Source organism: Shewanella chilikensis, from assembly GCF_002836945.1.
GTDB classification, from domain to species: domain Bacteria; phylum Pseudomonadota; class Gammaproteobacteria; order Enterobacterales; family Shewanellaceae; genus Shewanella; species Shewanella chilikensis.
This window is the reverse complement of sequence record NZ_NIJM01000014.1, coordinates 16603-35879: the sequence shown is the minus strand read 5'-3', so window position 1 is coordinate 35879 and position 19277 is coordinate 16603. Positions and strand designations below refer to the sequence as shown.

Genomic DNA, 19277 nt, shown 5'->3' with positions numbered 1-19277 from the left:
AAAATGGTTACAAAGGCAGCAGTCGTTAATGTGGAAGCAATACAATGAAAACAAATATAAAAAATTTAAGTCTGAGCCTGGGACTTCTGCTGGGAGGTATGATGTCGGTCCAGGCTGCAGAGGCGCCCTTTGCGATTGCCATTCACGGCGGCGCCGGCACCATATCCAAGGCGGCTTTGACTGAAGAGCAGCAAAAAGCCTATCGTGAAAAGCTGACCGAAGCCGTCAATGCCGGTTATAAGGTACTGGATAAGGGCGGCGCCAGTATGGAAGCGGTACAGGCCGCCATCAGAGTGCTGGAAGACAGTCCATTATTCAATGCCGGTATCGGTGCCGTGTATACCTTTGATGGCAGTCATGAACTGGACGCCTCCATCATGGATGGCAAGAGTATGAATGCCGGTGCCGTTGCCGGGGTTAAACATATACGTCATCCAATCGATCTCGCCAGAGCCGTGATAGACAAGTCAGAACATGTGATGCTCTCGGGGGCGGGCGCCGAGGAGTTCGCCCTGACGTTGGGAATGGAGCTGGTGCCTGGCAATCGCTTTGACAGCGAAGCGCGCTATCAGCAGCTTCTCGATGCCAGGGCCAAAATCAACGCCGCCGAAGCCAATAAAGACTTTCAGGCGCGTCTGAGTCCTTTGGATCTCGATTACAAGTTCGGCACAGTTGGCGCAGTGGCATTGGATAAGCAGGGCAACCTGGCGGCCGGGACCTCGACCGGCGGCATGACAGCCAAACGTTATGGCCGAATCGGTGATTCACCTGTGATAGGTGCCGGCACTTATGCCGAGAACGGTGTCTGCGCCGTTTCGGCGACCGGCCACGGTGAGTACTTCATCCGTTTCCATGTGGCCGGCGATATCTGCGCCAGGGCCAAGTATCAGCAAAAGTCGATTTTGCAGGCTGCCGATGAAGTGATCAACCAGCGGCTGATCTCTGCCGGCGGCAGTGGCGGAGTGATCGCCATTGACCAAAGGGGCAATGTGGCAACGCCGTTCAACACGGAAGGGATGTACCGTGCCTGGCGCAAGAGCAATCAAGCGGCGGAAGTGATGATCTGGCGGGATAACTAAAATTTTGGATTGAGGCAATCGCTGTTGGCTTGAACCCCAAGGGCAAAATATTGGCTACACTGAACAATGAAGCCGTTTTGAACTTGGGGAAAACTATGGATTCGATAAAAATACGTGATCATATGGACCGTCAGCCCGTGCTGCTGAAGGCGGATATGTCGATAGCCACCGCGGTGGAAAAACTGCTTGAGGCCAACAAGGGCGGGGCGCCCGTGGTGGATGCAGCAGGAAGCCTGGTGGGTTTTTTGTCACAGCAAGACTGTATGGCTGCCATGCTCAAGAGCAGCTATCACTGCGATTTGACCGCCGTGGTGCGCGACTGCATGCGCGCCGATGTCCTTTGGGTCAGACCGGATGACAGCATGTTGCAGCTGGCCGAGCAGATGCTGGGGCAGAAGCCGAAAATATACCCAGTGGTGGAAGATGGCCGGGTGGTGGGCACCATCAACCGTACCAATGTGCTCAAGGCCATGAACAGCTATATGCAGCAGTGTTATTTGACCCCGGCCTGACAACTGCGCTTGATTTGACTGAAATTTGGGCATTATCAGTCAGTAAGCATACCCAAGACGGCGTATCCTTGTTAGGATCGCCGTTTTTGATCCCTAATGGACACAGGTTTTGAACGCTAAGCTGCACCCACTCTCCCGCGAATATCTGGATCTCTGCTTTCAAGCCGATGCGGCGCGCATTCGCCGCAGCTTATTCCGCTTGAAAAAAAGCCCCGATACAGAAGCCAAACAGCAAAAACTCGCCGAGCTCAGTGAAGCCGCGGTGCAGGCTTATGAAAGGGCGCAGCAAAGGCTGGCAGACAGGCCTGTCATCGAGTATCCGGATGAGCTGCCGGTGTCACAAAAGCGCGATGAAATCGCCTCGGCCATCATCAATCATCAGGTGGTGATAGTGGCCGGTGAGACAGGTTCGGGCAAGACCACTCAGCTGCCCAAAATCTGTCTCGACTTGGGGCTTGGCAGTCGTGGTCTGATTGGTCACACTCAGCCAAGGCGGCTGGCGGCCCGCAGCGTGGCCAGCCGGGTTGCCGATGAACTCAAGACAGAGCTGGGTCAGGCAGTGGGTTTTAAGGTTCGTTTCGCCGATGCGGTTTCCCAGGACTCCTATATCAAGCTGATGACAGACGGTATCCTGCTGGCAGAACTGGCATCGGATAAATGGCTCAGTCAGTATGATTGCCTCATCATAGACGAGGCCCATGAGCGCAGTCTCAACATCGACTTTATTCTGGGTTATCTGAAGCAAATTTTGCAAAAGCGCCCGGATCTCAAGTTGATCATCACCTCGGCCACCATAGATGTGGAGCGTTTTTCCAGGCATTTTGACAATGCGCCCGTGGTGGAAGTGTCCGGCCGCACCTATCCGGTGGAAACCCGCTATCGCCCCCTGTTGCAGGATGACGACGCCGACTTGGATCTGATGGACGGCATCTTTGCCGCCGTCGATGAACTCTGTCGCGAAGGCCCGGGGGACATTCTGATTTTCATGAACGGCGAGCGCGAAATCCGCGATACCGCCGAGCAGCTGAAAAAGCGTAACCTGCGCGATACCGAGATCTTGCCGCTTTATGCCCGTTTGTCATACGGCGAGCAGTCCAAGGTATTCAAGTCGCATCCAGGACGGCGTATTGTATTGGCCACCAACGTGGCCGAAACCTCGCTGACTGTGCCAGGGATCCGCTATGTTATTGACCCTGGTACTGCCAGGATAAGCCGCTACAGCTATCGCACCAAGGTGCAGCGTTTGCCGATTGAGCCCATCTCCCAGGCCAGTGCCAATCAACGCCAGGGACGTTGCGGTCGGGTTGGGCCGGGGATCTGTATTCGCCTTTATGACGAACAGGACTTTATCAATCGGCCAGAGTTTACCGATCCTGAAATTCTGCGTACCAACCTGGCATCCGTGATCCTGCAGATGCTGGCCATAGGCCTGGGTGACATTGAGGGTTTCCCTTTTATTCAGCCTCCGGATCCGCGCCACATACGCGACGGTTTCTTGCTGCTCGAAGAGTTGCAGGCGGTGAGCAAGCACAAAGGGGCGCTGAAACTGACCCCGCTCGGGCGCGATCTGGCGAAGATCCCGGTCGATCCCCGCCTGGCCCGCATGGTGCTTGAGGCCAATAAGCTGGGCTGTCTGCATGAGGTGATGGTGATTGTCGCCGGGTTATCGATTCAGGATCCCCGTGAGCGGCCACATGAGAAGAAACAGGCCGCCGATGAGGCCCATCGCCGTTTTGCCGACAAAGACTCCGACTTTGTTGCCTGGCTCAATCTGTGGCAGTACCTCAAAGAGCAGCAGAAGAGCCTGTCATCCAGCCAGTTCCGCAAGCAGGTGAAGGCCGAGTATCTGGCCTATTTGCGTATTCGCGAATGGCAGGATCTCTATGCCCAGCTGCGTCAGAGTGTGCACGACCTCAAGTGGCGCCTCAACAGTCAGGCCGCCGAATATGAGCCACTGCACCAGGCGCTGCTCTCGGGGCTGCTGAGCCATATCGGCTTCAAGGATAAAGACAACGAGTATCTGGGGGCCCGCAACCGGCGCTTCTTTGTGTTTCCCGGCTCGCCGCTGGCCAAGAAGGGCCCCAAGTGGATTATGGCGGCCGAGCTTACCGAAACATCACGCCTGTTCGCCCGTACCTGCGCCCGTATCGATCCTGTATGGCTCGAGTCTCTGGCGGCGCATCTGGTCAAGAAGCAGCACAACGAGCCCCATTTCGAAGCCAAACAGGGCAGTGTGATCGCCCTGGAAAATCAGGTGCTCTATGGCCTCACCATAGTCAACCGCCGCCGGGTACAGTTTGGCCCGCTGGAGCCGGTTAAGGCTCGGGAAATCTTTATTCGCTCGGCTCTGGCCGAGGGTGAGCTACGCTGCAATGAAGCCTTCTTCAAGGCCAACCAGGCGTTGCTCGAAGAGGTGGAAGATCTCGAACATAAGTCGCGGCGGCGCGACATTCTGGTGGATACAGATGCCTTGTTCGCCTTCTACGATGAGCGCATTCCACAAGGGATATACAACCAGCCCAAATTCAACACCTGGTGGAAACAGGCCAGGAAAGAGACCCCTGAGCTGCTCAATTTCAGCCGCGAACTCTTGATGCAAAGGGATGACACCCATGTATCGGCATTGGACTTCCCCGACAGCTGGCAGCAGGGCAATCTCAGCCTCAAGCTGAGTTACCATTTTGAACCGGCGGCCGAGGATGACGGCGTCTCTGTGCTTATTCCGGTGGCGCTGCTCAATCAGTTGGATGATACCGATTTTGACTGGCAGGTGCCGGGGCTTAGGGAGGAGAAGTGTGTTGCCCTGATCAAGTCCTTGCCCAAACCGCTGCGGCGCAATTTTGTGCCTGCGCCGGATTATGCCCGCGCCTGTGTGCAGGCGATGGAACCTTTTGCCCAGCCTTTGTTGCCCTCCCTGTGCAAACAGCTGTTGAGAATGAGTGGCACCCGCGTCAATCCGGAGGATTTCGATCTTAACGCCATTGCCGACCATCTGAAGATGAACTTCAAGGTGGAAGACGACAAGGGCAAGCTCTTGGCCCAGAGCCGGGATCTCGACAGCCTCAAGGCATCATTGCAGGGGCAGGTAAACCAGGCGATACGCAAGGTTGCCGACAAGGGCATAGAGCAAAACGCCCTGACCGAATGGAGCTTTGGCGATCTGCCGAAGGAATATCAAAGCCGCAAAGGCAGCTATGAGGTGAAGGCCTTCCCCGCCTTGGTGGATGCCGGTGATACAGTTTCTATCAAATTATTTGATGACGAACAGCAGGCGCTTTCCAACCACAGACAAGGGCTGAGAAAGCTGCTGCTTATCAATATTCCATCGCCGGTGAAACATCTACAGCAGGCCTTGCCCAACAAGGCCAAACTGGCGATGTATTTCAATCCGTTCGGCCAGGTGCAGATACTGATAGATGACATTATTGCCGCGGCAATTCAGCAGCTTTTGGATGAGCAGCAGTTGAATGTCCGCAGTGCCGATGACTTTGCCAAAGCCAAGGAGATCGTCAGGGCTGAGCTCAATGAAACCGCAGCGGCCATCGCCCTTAAGGTGGAGCAGATTTTGACCTTGCACCAGAAGATCCGTAAGCGTCTCAAGGGTAAAATCAGCCTGGATATCGCTTTTGCCATGAGTGATATTCAAAGCCAATTGGACGCTCTGGTGTTCAAGGGATTTGTTGAAGCTTCCGGTTGGCGCCGTCTTGGGGATCTGATCCGCTATCTCAAGGCGATTGAGCTGCGCCTGGACAAGCTGCCGGTGGATCCCAACCGTGACCGTTTGCACCTGCACAGCATTCACAACGCCGAGACAGAGTTCAAGGCCGCGCTTGCCAAGGTGCCGCGCAGCCAGGCGGTACCGGAGGCGCTGGCCGAGGTGCGCTGGATGCTGGAAGAGTACAGGGTTAGCTGTTTTGCCCAGAGTCTGGGCACTGCCTATCCGATATCGGAAAAGCGCATCCTTAACCAGTTGCAGCAGTTTTAACTGGACAGCTGCAGCTGGCTCCTAAAGTGGACGCGATAAAAAAACAGGCGGGCCCAGAGCACACACAGTGCCTGCTGGTGCCCGCTTGGTAAACGGCCATATTTCCTACCGCGGCTATTGTCGAACGCCGCTTATTCCCAATCAAATTTGCATGTTTTGATTAAGGCTTGGCTCTCATTCCGGCAATTGTTCACCTTGCCGCTCAATAGCCGAAGTTTGCAGCCTTGGGCCAATGTTTTTTCACTTCAGTCTTGATAAAGGCCTGCTTCTCCTCGGTCAGTTTCTCCAGCTCCACGCCTATGGCTGCCTGCGCCTTGGCCTTGGTGCTGTAGTCCGGATAATCGACTCGGGTTACGCCAAGGTCGGCATTCAGCTTGCTCAATATCTCTCTGGCAGCGCGGATCTGCTCTAAGCCCTTGTTCAGCAGGGCTTCACCCTCTTTGGCGTTGTGGGCGTGAATACCGTGGGAGGACATGGCAAAGTCCCAGCGCCACTGCGCATGGCGTATCCCCATAATGGCCTCTCCTATCTGTTGCCATTGGGCACCGGCCTTCCAGGCGGCACCGGCTTCATAGTGGGCCTTGATAAGCAGTTCCTGTAACTGTTGCGCCTTGGTCTCCAGTAGCGCCTTGTTGTCGGCAATCAGTTGGGTAATGTGTTGCTGACTCTGGTGACAACTGCTGCAATTGGCCGCTTCAAAGTCCGGCAGATGGTTGGTTATCTTGTGGTTGGTGAAAGATTTGCCGTCGGCGCTGGTTTCCTGGGTCATATGACAGGTGACACAACTGATTCCAGCCTCGGCGTGGACGCTGCGGTTCCAGTGCTCAAACTCGGGATGGCGCGCCTTCACCAGCGGCGTTCTCGATATCGGGTGTACCCACTCGAAAAACTGCCGGGCATCATAGTACTTTTCTATCTCATCGGCGCTGTTGCCGAAGATCCAAGGGATATTGACCTTGTCCTGGCGCTCAGGCTGGAAGTAGTAAGTGACATGGCACTGGCCGCAAACCTGTGATTGCTGCATAGACTGATTTTGTTCGCCAAAGGGTTTGTGCACTTTGGCCATGGCATCCTGGGCATGAGGTCTTGGCAGTGTCAGTTCAGCTGAGCCTTGGGTATGGCAATCGGAGCAGTACACAGGATTTTGGATTTCCGGACCCAGCTCGGCAAAGCTCTTGGCAGAGAAGCCTTCTACACCCAGCTCTTTCATCAGCCTGGGCGCATCCGGCGTTTTGCAGGTCCAACAGCTGGCCGATAGGCCTGTTTCACCAGCCTTGGGGCTAACACCACTGCGTAGACTGTGACTGACATCGGCGACGGCAAAGTGGTGCCCTCTGGGGCTATGGTACTCCTTGGCATAAGCCGAGCCGGCCCAGAGGATCACGCTGGCGGGGTTTTTCTCAAGCATATCTTCCCGTTGCATCTCCTCAGAGGTTTGCGCCCAGGTCTGATATTGCAGGCTCGATGTTTTATCTGCTGCGACAACGGAAAATGACAGACTCAAACCGAGCACTAAGGGCAATGTAGTAGGGTGGGTAAAGGGGTTCACGACAGGCTCTCCTTGGTTGGGACGACGCACAAACAGGCGTTTGAAATTTGGTCCCTGAAATCAAAAAAGATATAACTAAAATGCATGATAATGCTAAGGAGCTCTGTCTGTAGTTGCAACCGCAAGATATTGTTTTTACTGAATTCTGTGACCTGAAACAGGATTCAGTTTCTCCTTATATAGCCGTTTTATCGCTTTAAAGCCCGCCCAGCCTGGACACTACTCCCTAAGGGATATTTTGCTTATTTCGTTGGTTTTTTAACCGTTAGTTATTGGCGAAATAGCCACTTCTTTGCTGTATTTCATGTGAGCCTGAATAGCTAAAAGTGGAAAATGTCGAAATTACAATCGATTGAGGCGGTTGAAATAAGTGATATCCGTCTTTTACCGGCTATTTATATGATCCAGATCAACAGTATCAGGTGTTTACCAACTTGGGGGTATACAGTTTGTTAACACTTTGCCTTTATGATTGAAACCGAAAAATAAATCGCATTTAAAAGGCGGCTTTAATCTGCCGGGCTTGGCGGCCGTTGCCCTGGAATAGCACAGCAGCAAGCCATCTTCATAGCGCCTAGGAGGAGCCATGAGCGAGACACCGAATACTGATGAAAAACGTCTGGAGCTGAAGATATTTATCTTCCTGACGGTTTTTTTGGCGCCGCTGTTGTCGGTTTTGCTGGTCAGCGGTTTGGGCTTTGCCATCTGGTTTAGCCAAATTTTAACCGGTCCACCGGGAGCCGGTTAACGCAAATATAACGAGAGTCCTTAAAACAGGGGAACCAGATGAGTAGGGAATTGCATGTCAGCAGCCTGATCCTTCAGGTGATGCCACCCAAGATGGCCGGCGTTCGTCAACAAATTCTGTCGTTCGGCAATGCCGAGTTGTCGGTTAACGATGAAAGTAAGCTGGTTGTAGTGCTGGAAGGCCCGACCGAACAGGCGATCCTCGCCACCATGGACAGAATCAATGCCCTCAAGGGCGTGATCTCCACCGCTATGGTGTATCACCAGTGTGAACAGCTCGAAGAGGAAGAGCAATGAAAATGAACAGACGCGAATTCATGAAGGCCAATGCCGCCATGGCGGCAGCCGGGGTCGCAGGATTGGCTTTACCTGCCACAGCCAGCAACCTGATCACCAGTTCAGAACACACCAAGCTTGATTGGAACAAGGCGCCGTGCCGCTTTTGCGGTACTGGCTGCTCTGTGATGGTGGCCACCCGCGAAGGCCGGGTCGTGGCGACTCACGGCGATGCCAACAGTGAGGTCAACCGCGGCCTAAACTGCATTAAAGGCTACTTCCTGTCGAAGATCATGTATGGCCATGACAGGCTGCAGACTCCCATGCTGCGGATGACAGACGGCAAATATGACAAGCACGGTGAATTTACCCCTATCAGTTGGGATCAGGCCTTTGACATCATGGCCGAGAAGTGGAAGCACACCATCAAGACCAAAGGGCCGACGGCGGTGGGCATGTTTGGTTCAGGCCAGTGGACGGTTTGGGAAGGTTATGCCGCTTCCAAGCTGATGAAGGCAGGTTTCGGCTCCAACAATATTGATCCCAACGCCCGTCACTGTATGGCCTCGGCCGTGGGCGGTTTTATGCGTACCTTTGGTATGGACGAGCCCATGGGTTGCTACAACGATATTGAAGCTGCCGACGCCTTTGTGCTTTGGGGCTCCAACATGGCCGAGATGCACCCAATCCTCTGGAGCCGGGTCACAGACAGACGCCTCAGCGCGCCCCATGTAAAAGTCTCTGTGATGTCCACTTTCGAGCACAGAAGCTTTGATTTGGCCGACTTGCCGATTGTCTTCACGCCGCAAACCGATCTGGCCATACTCAACTATGTCGCCAACTACATCATCAGTAATGACAAGGTTAATTGGGACTTCGTCAACAAGCATGTGAACTTCCGCAGAGGTACAACCGATATTGGCTATGGCCTGCGGCCCTCACATCCGCTGCAGCAAAAAGCCAAGAACGTGGCCACCGCCGGTGAATCTACCCCGATGGACTTTGAGCAGTTCAAGGCCTTTGTCGCCGATTACAGCCTGGAGAAGGTCAGCAAGCTCTCGGGCGTACCCGAGCATAAATTGCTGGAGCTGGCGAAACTCTACGCCGATCCCGAGGTGAAGGTGACCTCCTTCTGGACCATGGGCTTTAACCAGCATACCCGAGGGGTTTGGTGTAACAACCTTATCTACAATATCCATTTGCTGACCGGCAAAATAGCCACCCCGGGCAACAGTCCGTTTTCACTCACAGGTCAACCTTCAGCCTGCGGTACTGCGCGGGAAGTGGGCACCTTCTCCCATCGCTTACCGGCGGATCTGGTGGTGAATAATCCAGAGCACCGCAAGATTGCCGAGACCATCTGGAAAATCCCTTCCGGGATCATTCCGCCCAAGCCCGGCTACCACGCGGTAGAGCAGAACCGGCGCCTGAAAGATGGCGATCTCAACTGCTACTGGGTGCAGGTGAATAACAATATGCAGGCCGGCCCCAATATCAACGAAGAGGGCTTGCCAGGATACCGTAATCCGGAAAACTTTATTGTGGTGTCCGATGCTTACCCAACGGTTACCACCCAGGCCGCGGATCTCATTCTACCCACCGCCATGTGGGTGGAGAAAGAGGGCGCCTATGGTAACGCCGAGCGCCGTACCCAGTTCTGGCATCAGTTGGTGTCAGCGCCCGGACAATCGCGCTCGGATCTCTGGCAGTTGCTGGAGTTCTCCAAGCGCTTTACCACAGACGAAGTCTGGTCCGAGGCTGTGTTGGCGGCCAATCCCGAATACAAGGGCAAGACCTTGTATGAAGTGCTGTACCAGAACGGCAATGTCAATAAGTTCCCTCTCAGTGAAAGCGACAACAAGTATCTGAACGACGAGGCCAAGCACTTTGGTTTCTATGTGCAAAAAGGGCTTTTTGAGGAATACGCCACCTTTGGCCGTGGTCACGGTCATGACTTGGCTCCCTTTGAAATGTACCACCAGGCCCATGGTTTGCGCTGGCCTGTGGTTGACGGCAAAGAAACCCTCTGGCGCTACCGTGAGGGCTCGGATCCCTACGTTAAACCCGGCAAGGGCTTTGAGTTTTACGGCAAAAAAGACGGCAAGGCGGTTATCTTCGCGCTGCCATACGAGCCGGCGGCAGAATCCCCGGATGCAGAATATGATCTCTGGCTCTCCACCGGGCGGGTGCTGGAACATTGGCACTCAGGCTCCATGACCCAGAGGGTACCCGAGCTCTATCGCGCCTTCCCGGATGCCGTGTGCTTTATGCATCCGGATGATGCCAAGAAACGCGGCCTGCGCCGAGGGGATGAGGTCAAGGTAGTGTCCCGTCGCGGCGAGATACTGACCCGGGTGGAAACCCGCGGCCGCAACAAGCCACCGGTGGGTTTGGTGTTTGTCCCCTGGTTCGACGCCAGTCAGTTGATCAACAAGGTGACTCTGGATGCCACGGATCCGCTGTCCAAGCAGACTGATTTCAAGAAGTGTGCCGTGAAAGTGATGAAGGCCTGAGGAGGATAAGAAGATGAAATCGAATCATACCCTGTTGGCCTTTGCTGCACTGATGACCGCGCTGTCTGTCAATGCTGCCGGCATTCCCGAGGATAAGGTGGCGACTTTGCGCCAGGCGCCGCTCAATAGCCAGCCGACGCCACCTGTGATGCAGAAGGTGAGAAATACGGATATCAAACAGACCCGTAACTACCCGATGCAGCCGCCGGTTATACCGCACAAGATAGACGGCTACCAGCTGGATCTTAAGGTCAACAAGTGCATGTCCTGTCATGCCCGCAGTCGCACCGGTGAATCGCAGGCGCCTATGGTGAGCGTGACTCACTATATGGACAGAGACAATAACTTCCTGGCCGAGCTGTCACCCAGACGTTATTTCTGTACCCAGTGCCATGTGCCGCAACTGGACGCCAGATTGATGGTGGAGAATGACTTTGTCGATATGGATCACTTGCTCAAGTCCGGGGCTGAGAACCCATCCAGCCACTAGGAGTCGCTATGTTTGAGAAACTGAAACAGATATGGCGGGTGCTGAACCGGCCCAGTGTTCACTTCAGTCTGGGTTTTTTGACCCTGGGAGGCTTTGTCGCCGGGATCATCTTCTGGGGTGGTTTCAACACTGCCCTGGAAGCCACCAACCAGGAGGCCTTTTGTATCGGTTGCCACGAGATGGAGAACAACGTCTATCAGGAGTTGAAGACCACCATACATTTCACTAACCGCAGCGGGGTGCGGGCGACCTGTCCGGACTGCCACGTTCCCCATAATTGGACCGACAAGATAGCCCGTAAGATGCAGGCTTCCAAAGAGGTTTGGGGCAAGGTGTTCGGCACCATCAATACCCGGGAGAAGTTCGAGTCCAAGCGGCGCGAACTGGCCGAGCATGAGTGGGCCAGACTCAAGGCCAACGACTCGCTGGAGTGTCGAAACTGCCATAACTTCCAGTATATGGACTTCACCCGTCAGTCACAGCGGGCGGCCAATATGCACTCCACCTCGCTGGCAAGCGGTGAGAAGACCTGTATCGACTGCCACAAGGGGATAGCCCATCACCTGCCGGATATGCAGGGAGTGGAAGGCTTCTGAGCCCAAAGCTCTGGGCATAGCCTATTGCTTCATGAAAAAGCGCGCCGAACTTTCCCGGCGCGCTTTTTTATCTGTTAAATCGCCAGTCAAAAACCATGATTAAGCAACGCCTTATTGGCCGCTCTGCTGTTGCCGACTCAGGAGTTTAAGCTCTACTTGATTGCCGTCAGGATCGTAAATATAGATAGAGCGGCTGTAACCCCGGGCGCCATATTTTTCCGAAAAGCCTTCATGGTGCACGCCGTGTTGCTCCAGGTGTTGCAGCACTGAGGCTTCATCCTTGGCGGCAATATTGAGGCAGAAGTGCGCCATATTGAGGCCTAAAGGTTGATCGCTTCTTGGCACCAGATCGATAAGGGCACTGCCGAATCTCAGTTGCAGCAGGCGAGGGGAGTCGAGCCGCCGCTCGGGATGAGCCCCCAGTACTTGGGTATAGAATGCTTGGCTGGTTTCCAGACTGCTGCAGATCAACACCAGATGATCTATATCTATCGCACTGAACATAAGCTCTCCTGCATGCCGTCACAACTATTGTCAGCTTAGCAGGATAAAGAACACCCGCGCGAGTGGCGGGTGTGGTTTTGCGTTTGTTTCAGTCCGGTTGGTGCTTGGTTCAACCTGGAACTTTACTGGTGCTTTACTTGAGCGGTTCGCTCAGCTGGCGTCTTATGTTACTCACCAGCCACTCGCTGACATCATGGCCATTGTTGCTGAGCATCTTGGGGAACATGGAGATGGGCGTCATGCCCGGGAAGGTATTGATCTCGTTGAGCAGTATCTCGCCTTCATCGGTAAGGAAGAAGTCGATACGCGACAGGTGGGACAGCTTCATGCCCTTAAAGGCACGAATGGCATAATCGCGTATGGTATCGATTTGCGCTTGGCTCAGTTCGGCCTCGACCTTGGTTACCGCCTTGCTCTTGGCATCATACTTCTCATCGAAGCTGTAAAAGGTGTTGTTGGCGCAGATGATTTCACCCGGCACTGTGGCTATCACTTCACCCTGGTATTCATATACGGCCACTTCCAGCTCCCTGGCTTTGATGGTCTTTTCCACCACCACGTAGGGGGAGTAACTGAAGGCCTGCTCCAGCACCGAGGGGATATCATCGCCGTTGTCCACCCGGTAGCAGCCGACGGATGACCCTTGGGATGCCGCCTTGATAAACAGTGAGCCCCATTCATTCAAGGCCTCACGGCAGCGGGTGTTGGCCACTTCACCGGCTTCACTGAGAAACAGATAAGGGGTATTGGGGATGCCGAGCGCACTGAACCACATCTTGGCCGTGACCTTGTTGAAGCAGTTGCTGCTGGGTTCGGAGCCGCAGCCGAAATAGGGCAGGTTGATCAGATTGAAATAGGACTGAATATCGCCGGTCTCACCCGGATAGCCGTGAATGCAGGGGATCACATAGTCCACCGGCCAGCTGGGCTCGGCCTCATCGAAGCGCACTTCACGGCGATTGGTCAGCTCGCAAACCTGGCCCTGCTTGGTGTGGTAGTGGCCGGCGGCGTCCAGCTCCAACCTGAGCACTTCCATGTCGGGAATATTTGCCAGGCAACTTTCGATATAGTCAGCCGACATCAAAGAGATACTGTGCTCGGCGGCCCCGCCGCCACAGAGTAACAAGATATGGGTTTTGCTCATGAATTCTCCTGACTGAGCGGCCTGATAAATAACCTTGGCCGATATTATGCCTGCTTAGACAGGCCTTGAGTATAACGGCAGCTGACGCAGGCTCTCATCTGGTTATTTTGCCGCCAGAGCGAAACGGGGCCGTATGGCATCTGGCCCGGTTGCTGTTTTCGTTATAGTCATGGCCACAGTCATAGTTTCTGCCATAGCCATAATCTCTGCCACAATCACTGCCACAGCCTATCTGCCAGCCCCGAGGCCCGGCGCGTGAGGCGACGACAGGCGCCGTCAAACACTGAGCTGTTGCCCAGGCAGCAAAAATGTTGTTTGGCGCGGGTAATGGCGGTGTAGATCAGCTCCTTGGTGAGCAGTTGCAGCTGCGCCGGGCTCGGGCTCGGCGGCAACACCAAGGCCACAGAATCAAATTCACTGCCCTGGGACTTGTGCACTGTCATGGCAAAACAGGTCTCGTGGCCGGGAAGACGCGCCGGCAACACCTTGAGCACACTGCCGTCGGCCTGAATAAAGTGCGCCAGCAGCCTGTTGCAGTCACGATCGGGCAGAATAACGCCGATATCGCCGTTAAACAGCCCCAGGTTGTAATCGTTGCTTTGGATGATCAGCGGCCGGCCCGGATAAAACTCCTGCTGCGGAGCGATCAGTCCGGCCTGTTTCAACACTTGTGTCAGTTGCCGATTGATCCCCTCGACACCGAAATCGCCGCCACGGGTGGCGCACAGCAGTCGAAAGCGGTTGTAACGGGCGATGATCTCCTCGGCGCTGATGTCCGGCCTGTGCACCACTTCCAGATAGTCGCGGTAGTGCTCACAGGCTTGGCTGAGAAGCTGAGCCAGCCCCTGCTGCTGTTTACCGATTTCCAGCCACTCAAGCTCCTGATAGCCGCCATTCCAGGCATCAGTTATCGCGGTGCCATCACTGAGGTTGACCGCCTTGGCCAGCACGCCTATGCCGGCATCGCCGCGGAATCTGTGGCTGTGACGCAGCATACAAAGATTATTGCCTATGCCGGGGGCGAGATTGACGCAATCGCTGAGGTCAAAGCCGGTGAGCCTTGTCAGTGTTGCGGCAAACTCGGCGCTGTAACGCATGCGCCAGTCCTGCTGGTGGCGCAGACCGGCGCAGATATCGGCGAGCACGGCGCCGGCTTCCACCGAGGCCAGCTGATCCTGATCCCCGAGCAGTATCAACCTGGCATTGGCGGGCAGGGCATCGAGCAGCCGGTCCATCATAGGCAAGTCCACCATGGAGGCTTCATCGACAATCAGCAGATCCAGATGCAGCGGGTTGTCCTGGTGATGACGGAATTTGTGCGAGCCGGGGATCACCCCCAGCAGACGATGCACAGTGGCGGCTTCTTCGGGGATCTTGTCTATGGCGCCAAGGTCAAGCTCGGCGGCAAAGGGAAGAAGTTCTTTGGCCAGGCGCTGTTTGGAGGCCTTTATCGATTCGGTCAGGCGCGCAGCCGCCTTACCCGTGGGGGCCACCAGACGTATGTTCATCTCACTGCCGAGACACAGGAGCATCAGCAGCTTGGTGACTGTGGTGGTCTTGCCTGTGCCCGGGCCGCCGGTGATCACCGCCAACTGGCGACAATAGGCGGTGGCGGTGGCGACTTTTTGCCAATCGCGTTTGCCGGAATTTTCTCTATTAGTTAGAGTTTCACCATCAGTTTGAGCTTCACTATCGGCTTGAGATGCATCAATAGTCGCTTGGCCAGTATGGCTGGCGGGCGGCAAAAACAGGCAATCGAGCGCGCGTCGCACTTCGTCGGTGGCGGGGTATTCAGTGGCGGCCATGGCGGTGAGGCGCCGAGCGACCCGGCACTCAAAATCATAATAGCGTTTGAGGTAGAGGCGGCCAGCGTCGAGGATCAAGGGTTTGTCTTCACCCGGGGCGCCGACGGCGGCAAAATTGGCCACCGCCAGCTCAAGGCTTGCCGGGTCGGTATTGAGGCGCACACTGGGGTGGGGCTCTGCCAGCGGATTATCAAAAGCTATGCTCCCCAGTGGCAGGCAGGCGTGCTGCGATGATAACTGGCGGCTCAGCAGGGCGCACAGCAGCAGAAACAGCGGCGATGGCTCTTGGTGAATGGCGGCCATCTGCAGCGCAAAGTGGCGGTCGAGTGCCGTCAGCAGCCGCTGCTCTTCCCATTGCTTGAGCAGCGCAGTAACAGCTTGGCTGCTTTGCAGTATTGATGGGCTATCTGTCATAGACTCAACTCCAACTGAGGGGCGCTCGAGGGCGACTCGCCCTTGAGTAAGGCATCCAGGGCCAGGATCACGGCTTCATCCGGCCTGTCCACAAACACCCCGGCGCCGGGATGGGCCGCGGACATGCCCCGTAAAAACAGATAACAGCAGCCGCCGAAATGGCTTTGATAACAATAGTCCTGCAGTTTGAGGCTCAGATATCTGTGCAGCGCCAGGCTGTAGAGCAGGTACTGGAGATCGTATCTGTGCTCGCTGATGGCGGCGGCCATCTTGTCCTGGCGGTAATCGCTGAAATCGTCCCCCAAATGGTTGGATTTATAATCGGCAATATAGAAACGGCCCTGATATTCAAAGGTAAGATCGATAAACCCCTTGAGCATGCCCTTGAAGGCATCGAAGCGCAGTTCACCGCCATAACCGTGCTTGGCCAGCAAGCGACTGAGCTCGGTATCGATAAGCTGGGTATCGCCGCCAAGGGGCAGATAAAACTCCATCTCCACCAGCTTTTGGCGCTTGCTGAGGTCGCCAAGGCGCAGACTCTGCCCCTGGGGCAGAGCGATTTCGGCGTTAAGCAGATCCCGATACCAGTCATAAAGCACATCTTGCCAATCGCTGTCGATGCCGTATTGCTGCATCGCCTGGGGCAGATGCAGCAAGAGTTCCTCCTCGGCCTGGGTAAAGTCGATTTTCTCCAGCACCAGGTGCATAAAAGAACCGGCATTGGCGCCGCGCTCGAAGCTGAAGCGGTTGGCCTGCAAGACATCCTGCGGCTCATAGACAGAGGCCGGCTCGATTTCAAACTCCTCATCACCGGCGCCCGGCAACACCCGCTCGTGGGGCAGATGTTTGACCAGGCCGGAATAGCTGCCGACCCGCCAGGGCGCGCCTTGACGCGCCGCCGGCACCTGGGCACAAAGTGGGCTTGGAGAGTGGTTTTCAGTGCCTTGAAGGTGACTTGGATCTGCATCGCCTATCCCGGTCAAGGAGATGGCCTCGCAAACAAGGGAGGCGGCGGCGCTTTGCAACCTGTCGCCGTCACAGTCCTTGTCTTCAATGCCGAGCAGATAGCCTATGGCGGTATCTTTCAAAAAGCTGTTGATGCCCGTCTTGTTCATGCGGCAGTGATTGGCCAGCCCCAGATAACAGCGATATACGGGCCGGGTCAGCGCCACATACAAGAGGCGCAGATCTTCGGCCAGCGTCTCGCGTTTACAGGCTTCCCAGCCTTCGTCACTGGCGTCCAGATCCCAGACTAATTGATTGTCTTTGTGGTACAGCATGGGCGAGGGGCGGCGACTGCCGTCGCGGGCCAGGCTGACAAAGGGGATGAAGCACACAGGATATTCCAGCCCCTTACTCTTGTGGATGGTGACTATCTGCACCAGGTTTTGTTCGCTGGCGAGCCTCAATTGCTGCTCTTCACGGCTTTGGCCGGAGAGCAGTTCCTGCTCAAACCAGTTGACCAGGGCGCTCATTCCTTCGAGTTCGGTGGATTTTTGCTGCAGCAGTTCCGCCAGATGGCGAAAATCGGTAAGACGCCGCTCGGCGTTGGCCTCTCGGCCGAGCCGTTCCAGCAGTTGCCAGTGATCAGCGAGATTGAGCAGCGCCGGCATGATGCCGCGGCGGCTCCAGAGCTCATGCAGCGACATGAAGGTATCGAGCACCTCGGCGCGCAGTGTCTCAGATTGGTTGAATTCATGGATCTTATTGGCGCTGAAACCCAGCAAGCGGCAGGCCAGTGCCGAGCGAATCGCCCGTTCATCCCTGGGGCTGGCGAGAGCCTTGAGGATAAGGGCGATTTCCCGCGCTTCCTCAGTGACCATTACCGAGTCGCGGCTGAGGAACACGGCGCCGATCTGGCGATTATTGAGCGCTTGTTGCATGACGGCGGCTTCATTTCTGTCGCGCACCAAAATGGCGATATCCCGGGCGCGCAGCGGCTGCTCACTGCCGGTGAGGCGGCACTCGCCGCGGTTGGCGGCATTGAGCAGGCGCACGATTTCGGCAGCAGCATCTTCGGCCAGCAGTTTACGGGCCTGGGTCTTGTTGAGACCCTTGTCCGGATCTTCCTTGAGCAGCCTGAGCTGCAGCGCCGCCGAGTCTCTGCCGGGCGCGAGCAGCTGTTTGCTGCCTGCGTCCTTGGCCTTGACCGGCTCGAACGGGATGGCGTCGCTGATAAAAGGATCGCTGCGGTTGGCAAACAGGCGATTGACTGCTGCAATCATGTTGCAGGCCGAGCGGTAGTTGGTGTCCAGATTATAGTGATCGGCGGTATTGCGCCTGGCCTCAATATAGGTATAGATATCGGCGCCGCGAAAGGCGTAAATCGCCTGCTTGGGATCGCCTATCATCAACAGCGTGCGACTTGGCTCAGGCTTGGGTTCAGGCTCGGGCTCGGACTGGGCGCCGGCATCCGCTTCCTGCTGTGGCAACTGCGCCGGGTAGATGCCGGAGAAAATTGCAAACTGCAGCGGATCCGTATCCTGAAATTCGTCGATAAGCGCCACCGGGAAGCGTTTGCCTATCTCCTGCTTGAGCTGCTCACCTATGGCAAGGCCGCTATCCGGCGCCGTCTGGGTCAGGCCGCCTATGGCCTTGGCCAGGGTCAGCAGCAGATCGTCCGGGCTCAGCAAGTTGCGCTCGGCCTTGAGCTCGGCAAAACGCTCGGCTATCTGGGCTCTTGCCTGATAGAGAAATGCCGGAATAAGCGAGTCTACGCTGTCTCTGAGCGCTTCTATCTGCGCCAGTAGCGGCGCTTGTTGTGCTGTAGGGATTTCGCCGCCTTTTCTCAGTTTCAGTGACCCGAGAGCCAGGCTGTCCAGGAGTTTCGGGGTCGGCAGCCCCTGATGATACTTGGCCCAGTTGTCCATCTGCTCCAGCATGGCCGTGAGCTTGGGGTAGCCATCGGCCTGCTTGCCATAGCTGGTGCCGTTGAGCGGCAGGCTGTGGAGCAGGGCCTCGATGGTGTCCCTTTCTCTTGGCCAGCTCAGTCGCAGCCTTGCGAGCTGAGTCTGCAACTGCTCGGCATATTGGTCGAATTTCCCCGGGTCGCGGTTGGCGCTCGCTTGACTGGCGCCGAGCAGCGGTCTCAATTCGCGCCCCAGCGCATCCGGAGTGGCGTAATGGGCGGCTATCGCGGTCGCCAGCGCTGTTGGCAGCCGATAGCAGACATGGCGCCAGAAATCGCGCACACTCTGGCGCAGATATTCGCTGTCATCCAGGGTAAATTCCGACTCGAACAGCAGCGCCGACTCAAAGGCCATATCCGAGAGGATCCGCTGGCAAAAGCCGTGAATGGTAAAAATGGCGGCTTCATCCAGGCTCTTGAGCGCCAGATCCAGCTGCTTGAGGGCGGTTGCACGCTGCGTTGGCGGGCAGCGCTGATAAAGCTGCTCGATAAAATCGTCTTTGACGCTTAAGCCGATAAAGCGCTGATAACAGCTGCGGATCCTTTTGCGTATTCTGTCGCGCAGCTCTTCGGTGGCGGCGTTGGTAAAGGTGACCACCAGGATCTGCTCACAACCGAGGCCCGGGCGCTCAAAATCACCCAGCAATAAGCGCAGATAGAGGCCGGAAATGGTGTAGGTCTTGCCGGTTCCGGCACTGGCCTCAATCAGGCGCCGGCCGCTCAGCGGTAAACTCAATGGCTCCAGTGCTTGCATA

General features: G+C 55.9%; 13 protein-coding genes. 8 read left to right on the top strand and 5 right to left on the bottom strand.

What is annotated here, in order from left to right; genetic code table 11:
* The first annotated feature begins 44 nt into the window (after window positions 1-44).
* The 3 genes from CX651_RS07250 to hrpA all read left to right on the top strand — a co-directional run bounded on the left by CX651_RS07250 (window position 45) and on the right by hrpA (window position 5576).
* Window positions 45-1079: an isoaspartyl peptidase/L-asparaginase family protein gene (locus CX651_RS07250; RefSeq protein WP_101055131.1), complete on the top strand. Its 1035-nt coding sequence runs from the start codon at window positions 45-47 to the stop codon at window positions 1077-1079.
* A gap of 95 nt (window positions 1080-1174) precedes the next feature.
* Complete coding sequence (locus CX651_RS07245) at window positions 1175-1591, top strand: CBS domain-containing protein (protein WP_101055194.1); 417 nt, start codon at window positions 1175-1177, stop codon at window positions 1589-1591.
* Window positions 1592-1700: 109 nt separating this feature from the next.
* A complete protein-coding gene (gene hrpA / locus CX651_RS07240) occupies window positions 1701-5576 on the top strand; it encodes an ATP-dependent RNA helicase HrpA (RefSeq protein ID WP_101055129.1) in 3876 nt (1291 codons plus the stop codon).
* Window positions 5577-5778: 202 nt separating this feature from the next.
* On the opposite strand, the gene CX651_RS07235 is transcribed toward hrpA, so the two are convergent.
* Window positions 5779-7089 (bottom strand): ammonia-forming cytochrome c nitrite reductase subunit c552, encoded by a 1311-nt coding sequence (locus CX651_RS07235; RefSeq protein WP_226564080.1) that lies wholly within the window; start codon window positions 7087-7089, stop codon window positions 5779-5781.
* Window positions 7090-7711: 622 nt separating this feature from the next.
* Here CX651_RS07235 and CX651_RS07230 point away from each other — a divergent pair.
* From CX651_RS07230 to CX651_RS07210, 5 genes are read left to right on the top strand one after another with little or no spacing between them, the layout of a single operon-like run.
* A complete protein-coding gene (locus tag CX651_RS07230) occupies window positions 7712-7873 on the top strand; it encodes a nitrate reductase (protein ID WP_039033272.1) in 162 nt (53 codons plus the stop codon).
* Window positions 7874-7911: 38 nt separating this feature from the next.
* A complete protein-coding gene (locus CX651_RS07225; protein ID WP_101055127.1) occupies window positions 7912-8169 on the top strand; it encodes a chaperone NapD in 258 nt (85 codons plus the stop codon).
* Window positions 8170-8171: 2 nt separating this feature from the next.
* Complete coding sequence (gene napA, locus CX651_RS07220) at window positions 8172-10661, top strand: nitrate reductase catalytic subunit NapA (protein WP_101055190.1); 2490 nt, start codon at window positions 8172-8174, stop codon at window positions 10659-10661.
* 13 nt (window positions 10662-10674) lie between these two features.
* Window positions 10675-11151, top strand: coding sequence for a nitrate reductase cytochrome c-type subunit (locus tag CX651_RS07215; RefSeq protein WP_025888064.1), 477 nt, complete (start codon window positions 10675-10677; stop codon window positions 11149-11151).
* Between the two features lie 8 nt (window positions 11152-11159).
* Window positions 11160-11747, top strand: coding sequence for a cytochrome c3 family protein (locus CX651_RS07210; protein WP_025009645.1), 588 nt, complete (start codon window positions 11160-11162; stop codon window positions 11745-11747).
* Between the two features lie 111 nt (window positions 11748-11858).
* Here CX651_RS07210 and CX651_RS07205 read toward each other — a convergent pair whose 3' ends face one another.
* From CX651_RS07205 to recB, 4 genes are all read right to left on the bottom strand, one after another.
* The gene (locus tag CX651_RS07205; RefSeq protein ID WP_101055125.1) at window positions 11859-12251 is read right to left on the bottom strand and encodes a VOC family protein; all 393 of its coding nucleotides are present in this window, start codon (window positions 12249-12251) and stop codon (window positions 11859-11861) included.
* 133 nt (window positions 12252-12384) lie between these two features.
* A complete protein-coding gene (locus CX651_RS07200; protein ID WP_101055123.1) occupies window positions 12385-13395 on the bottom strand; it encodes a D-alanine--D-alanine ligase in 1011 nt (336 codons plus the stop codon).
* A 215-nt stretch (window positions 13396-13610) separates the two neighbouring features.
* The gene (gene recD, locus CX651_RS07195; protein WP_101055121.1) at window positions 13611-15614 is read right to left on the bottom strand and encodes an exodeoxyribonuclease V subunit alpha; all 2004 of its coding nucleotides are present in this window, start codon (window positions 15612-15614) and stop codon (window positions 13611-13613) included.
* Window positions 15611-19276 (bottom strand): exodeoxyribonuclease V subunit beta, encoded by a 3666-nt coding sequence (recB, locus tag CX651_RS07190; RefSeq protein WP_101055120.1) that lies wholly within the window; start codon window positions 19274-19276, stop codon window positions 15611-15613. The genes recD and recB overlap by 4 nt, the downstream gene beginning before the upstream one ends.
* Between the last annotated feature and the right edge of the window lies 1 nt (window position 19277).